Genomic DNA, 11,933 nt, shown 5'->3' with positions numbered 1-11,933 from the left:
AAATATAACACTGTTATGATAGGTTTACTAGGTTTAATGTCGTGAGATATAGCTGAACATGGGGTCACTAGTAGCTCTTCATCAGAAATAACTGACATTGTCGTTGATGTGAACAGGAATAGAACCATTCTGGGATGCTGAAGCAGGCATGAGTGTGAAAGATGATTGAGACGGAACGGATAGGTAGGAGTATCTAACAGATATGCGGGTTGATCTTATCTTACACTGCCAACTCTAGTAGATCGGCGTGTAGGTATTCTAATTCTTCTATATCTTGGGATAGATTAACAATTTTACAAGTATTATAATGTCGAACAAGGAAGTGCACAAGAGGTTTATTCAAATAATTTCAAAATAATCCTTTATATTCATTTCATTTGCGTTTTAAGATAAGTGCAGGCCCAGTATTCAAGACCTATTGCATGTTTGCGAAAAAAAAGAATCATCATGTCATCTGCGGCATGACAGCAAGCAGCAAAAAAGCCAGGAAACGAATGCTTGATTCGTCATCTGGCTTGTATTGGACTAATTTGAATAGACTTTTAGGGAACAATTTAGGATGCTGTAGGTCGCTTTAGGTCGCAAAAATGGAGTCAATCCGCTGAATCTCATCTGAGGTCAGCTCCACGTGCAACGTCTTCAGATTCGACAGCACCTGATCGGGGCGCTTGGCTCCTGGAATCAGAGCATCAATACCCTCTACTGTCAAATACCAAGCCAATATGACATGAGCTACCTCTGCGTCTTTGGCCTTAGCAATGGTACGAACCTGATCCACCTTAGCCAGATTGCGTGCAAAAGCCTCCCCTTGGAACAGAGGGTTATTCTTGCGAATATCCGTGAATGTATCCCCAAGTCTATACTTGCCTCCTAGCAGGCCGGCCGCAAGTGGAAAATACGGCACGAATGAGATTCCATGCTCGCGGGTATAAGGCAGCAAATCATGCTCCGCATCTCGATGCAGTAGATTGTAATGGGACTGAAGCACATCCACATGGCCCTCCTTGTTCGCTTCCCGTAGCTGCTCGATGGAGAAATTCGACACGCCAATCGCCCGAATCTTGCCCTCATCCTTCAGACGCTTCAACTCCCCCACCGCTTCGTCCTTCGGTGTATGCTCATCTGGAAAATGAATGTAGTACAGGTCAATATAATCCGTCTGCAATCGTTGCAGGCTGTCCTCCACGGACTGTCTCAGGAACGCCGGAGAATTGTCGAACGTCATGCTCCCCTTCACGGGCTTATGTCCACCCTTGGTTGCAATGACGACACGATCACGTCCTCCTTGCTCCCTCAACACTTCACCGATGAGCTCCTCCGAACGCTCGGGTCCATAAATATAGGCCGTATCCAGAAAATCGATGCCTTGCGAGAGTGCTGTCCGCACAATATCTCTGCCCGTCTCGTCCTGCAGGCCCTCGAACAGATTGTGACCGCCTACAGCGTTGGCGCCAAGCCCAATCGGCAGCACCTGCAGGCCACTTTTTCCAAGCTGATGCTTCTTCTCTGTCATCTGAACTTCACTCCTTCAAGTTAGAGATTTATCCTCAGTGACTAACCTATCAACACTACTTTATTATACCCCCAACTCTACCAGCATCCAAATTACGGATGATCATGCTATCTTTCAGACTTTTTCAAAAAAGGGTTGACATCTTCCACAGATTGCCATTAACATAAGATTTAACTTTTGAAAAGGGAGGCCGATGAACATGACCGCAGTCTATAATTTGCATACAGGACACTTGCTAACAGACATACAATACGTGCAAATTGAACATCATTGTCTAGTCGGCCTCTTACGGACGACATAATCGCTGGCAGCCGGACCTGATTCGGAATGGCTGACTTCGAGTATCTGTGACCTTGCTTCGACGTGCCTTCGGCTTGAATGGCGGACTGTCGAAGCTTGGATTTGCGCAGAAGCCATAGACAATATGTCTATGGCTTTTTTGCGTCTAATTATTATAACGAGCAGGCCTCTGGGCCCTGCGGCCGGAGGCTGGAAGCATAGAGAGGATTTTCAACCTATATGGATACCAACAAACAAGCATCAAAACATAGCAATCAAGATAACAAATGCAATCAAGCAACGAACCTTGACATGACCACGAATGAACCGAATCTATTTCAGGCTGAGGGCGGGGCCTACAGACACGAAGTCAAGCTTCCTTCTGGTGATTTGACTGTTTATGCAAGCCAGCAGCTCTTCTCCTCCCTTGACTATAAAGTATTCGAGATGGCCAACAACAATCTGCAAATTCCGAACATTACGCATATGAGCTATACTCCGGACGTACATGTGGGTGTGGGTACTTGCATTGGTACAACAGCGGTATGGAATATGACGGATGGATATGTCTCTCCCTCCATCGTCGGCAGTGACATTGGCTGTGGCATGCGTGTCCATCTGACACCACTGCATCGGGATGATCTCAAGGACGTTAAGCTACGACGCAAGCTGGTGAAGACGATCGAGAAGTACCTGCCGATGGAGGCCAACCAACGTGGACACTATTCGGATATACGATTGGAGCATATCGTGCGCAAGGGTCTTCACGGCCTGCCGAACAAGTACATTCCAGATAGCTATACACCCAAGAAATCCACTTCCTTGACCCATGTGGAATCCAGCAAATTCAATTTTGATGAAGAGGTGCTGAACACAATTCAGGATATGACCTGGCACCGGGCACACCGTCAGCTCGGAACTCTTGGTGGAGGCAATCATTTTGCTGAGGTGCAAGCGCTGGAGATCGCCGAGGAGCAGCGCCATATTGCTGAAGCCTGGGGCATGTTCGATGGACAGATCGTCGTCATGATTCATTCCGGCTCACGCGCCTGGGGCGGCGCCGTCAGCCAGACAAGCTCAGCAGCGATTGCCAAGGCCATGCAGCGTCTTGGCATCGGTACAGCTGATCCGAATCTCAAGTTCATTCCGCTGGACCACCCGGAAGGGCAGCATTATGTTGACATGCTGTACTCTGCGTTGAACTATGCCGTCGTCAATCGTCATCTGATTGCCTACTCCATTCGTGAGGCATTCCGGGACGTATTCGGGCCAAAATGTGAATTCAAGACGCTGTACGACCTCATGCACAACTATGCCTGGAACGAGCAGCACGAGCAGTATGGTGATGTCTTTGTCCATCGTAAAGGTGCGACGCGTGCCCTTCCAGCGGGACATCCCGCCAATCCCAAGCCTTATCTGGAGACTGGACACCCTGCACTTATACCTGGCTCAATGGGTACGTCCTCCTATATTATGCTTGGACAGCCTGAGGGCGCAGACAACTTCCACTCCATCTGTCACGGAGCTGGCCGGGCTCGATCACGAAGTGCTACAAAACGACTCGTACGTGTCGAGGACTTTGCTACCGCACTTGGAGTGGGAACGGATGATGAAGTGGTCGTGAACCAGCGCTCGCTGGAATCGATTATTGACGAATCACCACAAGCCTACAAAAATGTAGATGACATCATTGACAGTGTGACCGGGGCAGGACTCGCCCGTGTTGTCGCCAAATGCAAACCATTGGTCGCAGTGAAAGGAGCCAAATAAGAATATATGAAGCAACAGACTACAATTATGGATACCAGAGTAGATGCAAGATTACCTCATAGTGAATGTCAGACCGCCGACGAGCATCGGGAAAATAGTATGAAGGAAGGCAAAGGAGCTTCTTCCCGTTCGGGGCAGCAAGCTTCTACTCCAGTGGTCTACCGATTCGATGGTGACACGGACGGACGCATCACTGGCTACGCCGATTATGCCCGTCTGATTGACGGAATCAGCACCATTCTATTTGAGAAATACGGAGTCACCTACGAGCTGTACGCCAGTAATGATCCGAATATGGAATATTGGAGCCTGCTGGAGGAGGATGTGTGCAAAAACAATCCAGAGGTAGAGCATGTAGCACGCATCTATGATCGCCTTGAGGAGCGCACCCTCAAGTATGATGACGAGGGAGAGGTACCAGATTATGGCGTTCACCTGTCCATCCATAACAATGTATTCGCATATCCCGAATGGGGAGTGGCATTGGCAAGGGTTCCGTTTTTCCGAGAGCATGGCATCTATAAAGAGGATTTCGTGTTCTCCATCGGAGATCAGCAGCTGCTTGATTTTCTCAGTAATGTCCGGGCACGGGAACGCCGTCAGAATATGAATCGGGTCACGGTCTTTACGGACACAACTCATGGAATCAATCGTAAGAGTGAGCCCGTCACAAGAGCGGTCAGCCGCGAGGAAGTCATCATGGACCCTGCCATCAAGCAGGAAATCTTCCGTTCGTTGGATCAGTTCTTCGAGGCGGATCGGACCTTCTACCGGACCTACAATATTCCATACAAACGGGGAATTCTGCTCTACGGACGCCCGGGTAACGGCAAGACTACACTCGTTAAATCCATTGCTGGTACCGTGAACGGCCCAGTGGCCTATTGGCAGATCACGGAGCACACCGACAGCGGCTCCATCAAGGAGGTATTTGAAGCAGCCTCGCGTCTGGCGCCGATGGTGCTCGTCATTGAGGATATTGATTCCATGCCGCAGCATTCTCGCTCCTTCTTCCTGAACACGCTTGATGGAGCGACCTCCAAGGAAGGCATCTTCCTGATCGGAACGACTAACTATCCTGAGAAGATTGATCCGGGACTGATGAACCGGGCAGGTCGTTTTGATCGTGCCTATGAGGTGGCCTTACCGGATGAAGAGCTGCGCAGAAAGTTCTTGGAATTGCGCGGCATCGGAGCCTTCGTGGCGACCGAGGAGGTTCAGAAGGCAGCCAAGCTGGCGGACGGTCTCTCACTCGCTCAGCTTGGCGAGCTGTACGTCACGGCAGCACTGGAATGGCATGAGCAAGGACAGACGGACCTTTTGCGCATCATACAAGGCATCAAGGGAGAGCTCGATAAGGAACGCAAGCAAGACTGGATGGCTCGCCCGGATGACCATCGTATGGGATTCTTTTAAGCAGTAATCAGCTTGATGAAGGGATCCTTCGAAGCTGTTGATATTTCAACAGGTATAAGTCCGGCCGAGATCGTGTAAGAACGACCCAAGACCCCTCTGTATTGCTGGAGGGGTCTTGGCGTATCATGTACAACAGATGACATAACATAGATGACAGACTGTGGAGAAACAAGCTCATACCCAAAGCTGAGGACTAGCAATTAGTATGGATAATAACCCGTATTGATCACAGCACACTGTCTCTAAATGCAATAAGGTAGAATAACTAACGAAATAGGATAAAGGAGAGTTCACATGATACACCTAGAACGTTCCATGGGAAGAATCCATCTGACATTGGATGCCATCCACATGGGAGAGGATATCGTCGTATGCATCAGTGGTGGGGATCGCCCTCATCTGGGCACGATTACAGCAGGTGCACGTCTGGAGCCGATTCGTACCGTTCAGCTGCAGACGCACAAGGAATTTTATATTACGGAGGAGATTGCTGTGCGTCTGCGAAGGCAGTTCCGCGGGAATTTTGCCATCTGCTGCGGTGCCCATCTGGAGCAGATTACGAAGGAAGAGATCACACAGCTAACGGAGCTGGGCATCCAGCTTGGGGACGAGCTCATCCAGTTCCTGAAGCAGTCCTCCTAGCTACACAGTCATCACCAATGCTCCACAGCGCATACTGGAATGTACACGTATATTAATCGCATGCCTGCACGGGAAGACAGATCTTCATACGCATACGATCCGGGAAACGCGATTGCCGTACATCTGTAATCTCGAAATCGGGTCCTTCTCTTCTGGAGTAGTTCGAATTCGGTAGCCATACTCCATAAATATATCTTCGAATGTCCTGAGCCATGGCTGCCGGTCCATCTACCGTAAATTCGGCATACAAGCCAGCTGGGAGCTCCATACTGATCCAGTTCCCGTCGTCCGGTGCAGGCAGCAACTGCCGAGTCTGTTCTCCAACTACGAAGGAGAAGGTCCCTTCATCTTCAAAATGACACGCAATACCATAGCTGAAATCAGGGGCTGCTTTCTCCGGTATGCGCATAAAGTGGCCTTCCTCGCCGAATTGTCGATAGAAATCAGGGATATCTCGATAGTATTGCTCCTCCAGCAGCGTTGTTCGGTATTCGACGCCCAGGATCGGGATTGCGTCCAGCTCACGTATGACTGGCTTGTTCATAGCTATGTCCTCCTTCGTATGTGTTCGATAATTCAGGAAATCAATAGGCTGCTGCCCTCGTCCGTTCCATGGGTCCTGTTTGCGGCGGAATTGTCCTGGAGTAATCCCCCAGTACTGCTCGAATGCACGGGTAAAAGCCTCCTGGGATTGATACTGCACCTCAAGCGCAATACTCAATATCCCACGCTCGGTATGTACCAGCTCTCCAGCAGCTATTGTCATTCGGCGCTTTCGTATGTATTCCTGAATAGAGAACCCGGTAATGGCCTGAAATAATCGTTGAAAATGAAAGGGAGAAAAGCCTGTTGTTGCGGCTATTTCCTTCACCCTCAAATCCTCCTTCAAGTGCTCCTCCATGAATACCACTGCCTTTTGCATAAGACGATAATACTCCATATCTGACTCCTCCTTAATCAACAACCGGTATACTCTTACTTACTTGTTCTTACTTGTTCTTACTTGTTCTTACTTGTTCTTACTTGTTCTTACTTGTTCTTACTTGTTCTTTCTCCCCTTCACAGCCCTACTCCTTTTATTCCCTCTACTCTCTCTATTCCCCTCCATTCTACTAGGTATGAATTTGCAAGTTTTGATTTATTGTGCTCAAATGCATGTCCCGTGCAGCATCGTAAATACAACGCAAAAAAACCTGTCACTAGAATGAAGAAGCTAACCGAGAAAGTTAGTCTACCGTCATCTAATTACAGGTACTACTGGCAATATAGCCGTACTGGATTTACGGACCTTACTTTCCATCTGACAAAGCACTCTCAACAGCTTCTTCCCCACGCAGCCTGCCCAGGAACTGAACAGCTCTTGGACTGACAGGGTTTCTCAGCACTTGAGCAGGCGGTCCTTGCTCCACAATGACACCACCATCCATGAAGATTACGTGATCAGCCACATCCGCAGCGAACTTCATCTCATGCGTTACGATAACCATCGTCCGTCCCTCAGCAACGAGCTCCTTCATGACTTTGAGCACCTCGCCTACCAATTCTGGATCAAGCGCAGAGGTTGGCTCATCGAACAGGAGCACCTTGGGGTCTACGGCCATTGCCCGGGCAATACCGATCCGTTGCTGCTGTCCGCCAGAGAGCTGGTGTGGGTACACGTCGGCCTTATCCGACAGTCCTACCTTCTCTAGCAGCCCAAGGGCACGCTTACGTGCCTCCTCCTTGCCCTTCTTCTGTACCGTAACCTGCGCCTCCATTACATTTTGCAGCACCGTCATATGCGGGAACAAGTTATAGGATTGAAATACCATGCCTGATTTCTTGCGAAGCGCGAGCATATCCTTCTTGCTTACCTTCGAGCCTCGTTCAAAATGTAGAGATAACCCACCTAGCTCTAACGTTCCCTGGTCGGGCATTTCCAACAGATTGAAGCAGCGCAGCAACGTCGTCTTGCCGGAGCCCGAAGGGCCAATGATGACAAGTACCTTGCCTTTCTCCAGGGAAAGATCTACTCCCTTTAGGACCTCCAGTGAGCCGAAGGATTTGTGCAAATTATGAATGGTAATCATGAAGTTCCTCCCACCCGGATGGTATGGCGACCTACACGCTTCTCAACATAGTTCTGAAGTGCCGACAGTACTGTACTGAACAATAAATAAATAACGGCTGCTTCTGAATAGACCAGTAACGCCTCATAAGTGGTCGCAGCGATCTGCTGGGATACACGGAACATCTCCAGATAAGCGATACCTGCTGCCAGCGATGTATCCTTCACGAGACTGATAAAGGAGTTCCCAAGCGGAGGAACCGACACCCGTGCGGCCTGTGGCAAAATAATACGTCGCAGCGCCTGCGTTCGGGTCATCCCAAGTGACTCTGCTGCCTCCCATTGACCATGATGCACGGACTGGATCGCCGCACGGATAACCTCCGAATTGTACGCTCCCACACTTAGGCTAAAGCCGATCAGTGCCGCAATGAATGGGTCCAGTACGATACCCACCGTTGGCAAACCGTAGAAAATAATATAAAGCTGCACCAAGAGCGGTGTACCGCGAATGATCCATACATAAAATCGAGCGACTGCTATGAGAGCTCTTACGCCCGATAGACGAGCAAGTGCCGTCATCAGCGCCAGTACTAAGCCAAATGCAAAGGATAATACAGCGAGTGGCAGTGTAAAAGCAACCCCTGCTTTTAGCAGGGGCCAGAAGGAATCCATTAGAATTTGAATATCGCGATTGTCCATCTTTCATGACATCCTTTGAATAATATTCATCTTTATATAGAGGTTGCAATGCTTAATGTTGTCACATATTGTCACGGTGTATTGACATCACTATCTTATTTTTATTATTCACTTTATTGGGATACATCCGTACCGAAGTATTTCTCGGAGATCGTCAGGTAGGTCCCGTCGCTCTTCATATCGACCAAGGCCTTGTTCACTGCCTCCACCAGATCATCATTGCCTTTGTTGAACAAGGCTGCACTCTCGGAAGCTTCCTCTACTTCATCTACAGCCTTCAATGGCACATCTGGACGCTGCACCTTCAGATCAAGGAAGGATAGCCCATCATTTACTGTCGCATCTACACGCTTGGAGGTTAACAGGTCAATTGCCTGATTGAAGCCCTCTGTTGCTACGATCTCTGCACCATTGCTCTTCGCAATCTCCGTCAGGTTGCTCGTCAGCGATTGGGCAGCCTTCTTGCCTTTCAGATCAGCGAATTGCTTAATCTCGTTATTGTCCTCACTCACGATCAGCACCGCTTTGGAGACAATATAAGGATCGGAGAAATCATACTTGGCTTGGCGCTCATCATTGATAGACACCTGATTGAACACCACATCGAACCGCTTGGCATCCAGTCCTGCGAACATTCCGTCCCACTGGGTCTCGACGAATTCTGGCTCTACACCCAGACGCTTGCTGACTTCACGAGCGAGCTCTACATCAAAGCCTGTCAGTTGGCCTGACCCATCACGGAATGTGAAGGGAGCATAGGTACCTTCCGTACCGATCCGCAGCTTACCACTTGCCTTGACAGCTTCCAAAGCTGACTGGGCTGTCTCCTGATTGCTAGCAGCTCCGTTATTGCTGCCTGCTGTATCCGTAGTCTGACTCGTGCTATTTCCGCATGCTGCCAACACCAGCAAGAGAATAACCCATGTTACCGCTAAGAAATGTACCCTTTTCATATCTACTTCACTCTTTTCTCTATAAAGTATACCGCTGTGAACCCCTTGCATTAATCAACCAATCTGACGATTAACGAGGCAGCAATTGAATACTACACCATGTTACGGTAAAGCGTCAATTAAAAAAATATAATAATTCCGATGAATTTAATGTATTTTAAAACAATCTATACAATCTCTACTTCAGGAGCTGTCAGTAGCCTTGAGAAATCCCTAAGCTACAATAGCTTTTCCTGAGAGAAATAGATTATTCACTTTCATCGTAGGCCCACGTACCAGCACAAAAAAACGTTCCTGAGCCTTGAAAGGACTCGGAACGCTTTCTTGAGATTACAAGAGTTTTGTTTACTTGTTAACTTTGCGAACTCGTCATCTTTGTTTGCTCGGTAATCCGACTATGATGTGATGTCACATTCATTTAGCCTGTTACTACATCGTACACAAGCTGCGGCGCTACCGCGTGATCAGCAATCTGGATGTGCTCACGAATCATACGAATGACCTCATCAACCTCTTCGCGGTTAGCGTGAATCGTGACGAGCGACTCACCTTTACGCACCGTATCCCCGATCTTCTTGTTCAGCATGAGACCTACAGCCAGATCAATATCCGATTCCTTGGTCGCCCGTCCGGCTCCAAGCTTCATGGCGGCAGTACCAATCTCATCTGCGGTTATAGCAGCGACGACGCCATCCTGCTCAGCTGGTACTTGGATCTGATAGGCTGCTTGTGGCAGCAGCTCAGGACGATCCACTACCTGTTCGTTGCCGCCTTGATTGCGGATGAATTCCTTGAACTTATCTAAAGCCTTGCCATTTCGCATAACCTCACGCAGCTTCTCCTCGGCTTCCTCCAGCGACGTTGCCTTGCCTGCCAAATAGACCATCTGGCTTCCCAAAGCCAGACACAGCTCCTCCAGATCGGCAGGTCCCTTGCCCTGCAAAGTGTCGATCGCCTCGCGAACCTCCAGCGCATTGCCAATAGCGTAACCGAGGGGCTGGCTCATATCCGAGATCACAGCCATCGTCTTGCGGCCTACACTATTTCCGATGCTTACCATAGCCTTGGCCAGCTCCTTGGCCTCCTCGACCGTCTTCATGAAGGCACCTGCGCCTGTCTTGACATCCAGTACGATTGCATCCGAGCCTGCTGCAATCTTCTTGCTCATGATGGAACTGGCGATCAATGGAATGGAGTTGACGGTTCCTGTGACATCACGGAGTGCATACAGCTTCTTGTCCGCTGGAGTCAGATTGCCGCTCTGGCCGATTACTGCAATCTTGTGCTCGTTGACCAGCTTGACGAACTCCTCCTTGGAGATTTCAACATGGAAACCCTCGATCGCCTCCAGCTTGTCGATCGTTCCACCCGTATGCCCGAGTCCTCTTCCAGACATCTTGGCGACAGGAATATCCAGTGCTGCTACCAGAGGAGCAAGCACCAGCGTCGTCGTATCACCGACACCACCTGTAGAGTGCTTATCAACCTTGATACCGTCAATTGCGGATAAATCAATCGTCTCGCCCGAATTCACCATCGCCATCGTCAAATCTGCACGCTCGCGATCATTCATATCCTGAAAGAAGATCGCCATTGCGAGGCTACTTGCCTGATAATCCGGAATGTCCCCATTGGTGTACCCTTGAATGAAAAATTGTATTTCCTCAGCAGTCAGCTCCTTGCCGTCCCGTTTTTTTGCAATAATATCGACCATTCTCATTGTCTGATTCTCCTAGTCGTGATTGAAGTAAGCCTACTCAGGCCTGCTCTAGATTCCTTATAAAGAGATCGCCGTATCCAGCGCCACTTCCATCATCTCGTTGAAGGTCGTCTGGCGCTCTTCTGATGTCGTCTCTTCACCTGTGATCAGATGATCGCTGACCGTCAGAATGGTCAGTGCCTGCACACCATGTCTCGCTGCCAAAGTATATAGCGCAGTCGTCTCCATTTCTACACCAAGAATACCGTACTGCATCAGCTTCTCCACGACCGATTTATCATCGCGGTAGAACATGTCAGAGCTGAAGATATTGCCCACATGCAGCTTCAGACCTTTGGCTGTGCCGCGATCATAAGCTGCCTTCAGCAATGGGAAGCTGGCGATAGGTGAATAATCATAACCGCCGAATACATGACGGTTCATGCTGGAATCCGTACAGGACGCCTGTGCCAGAATGACGTCACGAACTCGAACATGCTCCTGCATCCCCCCACACGTGCCGACACGGATCAGATTCTTCACACCATACTCGGTAATCAGTTCATTGGCATAAATGCTGATAGACGGAATTCCCATGCCAGAGCCCTGTACAGAAATGCGCTTGCCTTGATATGTACCTGTGAAGCCCAGCATTCCGCGCACCTCGTTGTAGCAGGTTACATCCTGCAAATAGGTCTCTGCGATATATTTGGCACGAAGCGGGTCTCCTGGCAGGAGGATCGTCTCCGCAATATCTCCTGGTTTAGCTGCAATGTGAACACTCATGAAATTAATCCTCCTCAGAATAGCTGTAGCCTAATTATTGAATGTGATACTATTTTACAGGTTCAATCTGTATAGGTGGTACTAGTGACTTTTTCAGATTACATATGAGCATAGAGCTGCTGCAAG

The 11,933-nt window shown here is 49.1% G+C and carries 10 protein-coding genes; 3 read left to right on the top strand and 7 right to left on the bottom strand.

What is annotated here, in order from left to right:
- Nucleotides 1–574: 574 nt before the first annotated feature.
- Entirely contained in the window at nt 575–1,513 is a 939-nt protein-coding gene (locus K331_RS0109540; RefSeq protein ID WP_028590125.1) for an aldo/keto reductase, read from the bottom strand.
- A 591-nt stretch (nt 1,514–2,104) separates the two neighbouring features.
- Between K331_RS0109540 and K331_RS0109535 the strand changes: the two genes are divergently transcribed.
- The 3 genes from K331_RS0109535 (at nt 2,105) to lpdD (ending at nt 5,620) form a co-directional block, all read left to right on the top strand.
- Nucleotides 2,105–3,562 (top strand): RtcB family protein, encoded by a 1,458-nt coding sequence (locus K331_RS0109535; RefSeq protein WP_028590124.1) that lies wholly within the window; start codon nt 2,105–2,107, stop codon nt 3,560–3,562.
- A gap of 99 nt (nt 3,563–3,661) precedes the next feature.
- On the top strand, nt 3,662–4,978 hold the full coding sequence (locus K331_RS0109530) for an AAA family ATPase (protein WP_051289752.1): 1,317 nt from the start codon (nt 3,662–3,664) through the stop codon (nt 4,976–4,978).
- 294 nt (nt 4,979–5,272) lie between these two features.
- On the top strand, nt 5,273–5,620 hold the full coding sequence (lpdD, locus tag K331_RS0109525; protein WP_028590122.1) for a prenylated flavin chaperone LpdD: 348 nt from the start codon (nt 5,273–5,275) through the stop codon (nt 5,618–5,620).
- Between the two features lie 52 nt (nt 5,621–5,672).
- Here the strand turns inward: lpdD and K331_RS0109520 are convergent, their stop codons facing one another.
- The 6 genes from K331_RS0109520 to deoD all read right to left on the bottom strand — a co-directional run bounded on the left by K331_RS0109520 (nt 5,673) and on the right by deoD (nt 11,807).
- The gene (locus K331_RS0109520; RefSeq protein WP_028590121.1) at nt 5,673–6,560 is read right to left on the bottom strand and encodes an AraC family transcriptional regulator; all 888 of its coding nucleotides are present in this window, start codon (nt 6,558–6,560) and stop codon (nt 5,673–5,675) included.
- 349 nt (nt 6,561–6,909) lie between these two features.
- Nucleotides 6,910–7,689 (bottom strand): amino acid ABC transporter ATP-binding protein, encoded by a 780-nt coding sequence (locus K331_RS29215; protein WP_036634509.1) that lies wholly within the window; start codon nt 7,687–7,689, stop codon nt 6,910–6,912.
- Nucleotides 7,686–8,369 carry an amino acid ABC transporter permease gene (locus K331_RS0109510; protein WP_028590120.1) on the bottom strand — a complete coding sequence of 228 codons (684 nt, stop codon included), beginning with the start codon at nt 8,367–8,369 and terminating at the stop codon, nt 7,686–7,688. The genes K331_RS29215 and K331_RS0109510 overlap by 4 nt, the downstream gene beginning before the upstream one ends.
- Nucleotides 8,370–8,482: 113 nt before the next feature.
- Entirely contained in the window at nt 8,483–9,322 is an 840-nt protein-coding gene (locus K331_RS0109505) for an amino acid ABC transporter substrate-binding protein (RefSeq protein WP_028590119.1), read from the bottom strand.
- 418 nt (nt 9,323–9,740) lie between these two features.
- A complete protein-coding gene (locus tag K331_RS0109500) occupies nt 9,741–11,042 on the bottom strand; it encodes a pyrimidine-nucleoside phosphorylase (protein WP_028590118.1) in 1,302 nt (433 codons plus the stop codon).
- Nucleotides 11,043–11,099: 57 nt separating this feature from the next.
- Entirely contained in the window at nt 11,100–11,807 is a 708-nt protein-coding gene (deoD, locus tag K331_RS0109495) for a purine-nucleoside phosphorylase (RefSeq protein ID WP_018885006.1), read from the bottom strand.
- Nucleotides 11,808–11,933: the final 126 nt, after the last annotated feature.

Origin of the sequence: Paenibacillus massiliensis subsp. panacisoli DSM 21345 (assembly GCF_000426545.1) — a bacterium.
Classification (GTDB): Bacteria; Bacillota; Bacilli; order Paenibacillales; family Paenibacillaceae; genus Paenibacillus; species Paenibacillus panacisoli.
This window is presented reverse-complemented; position numbering and strand designations above follow the sequence as displayed.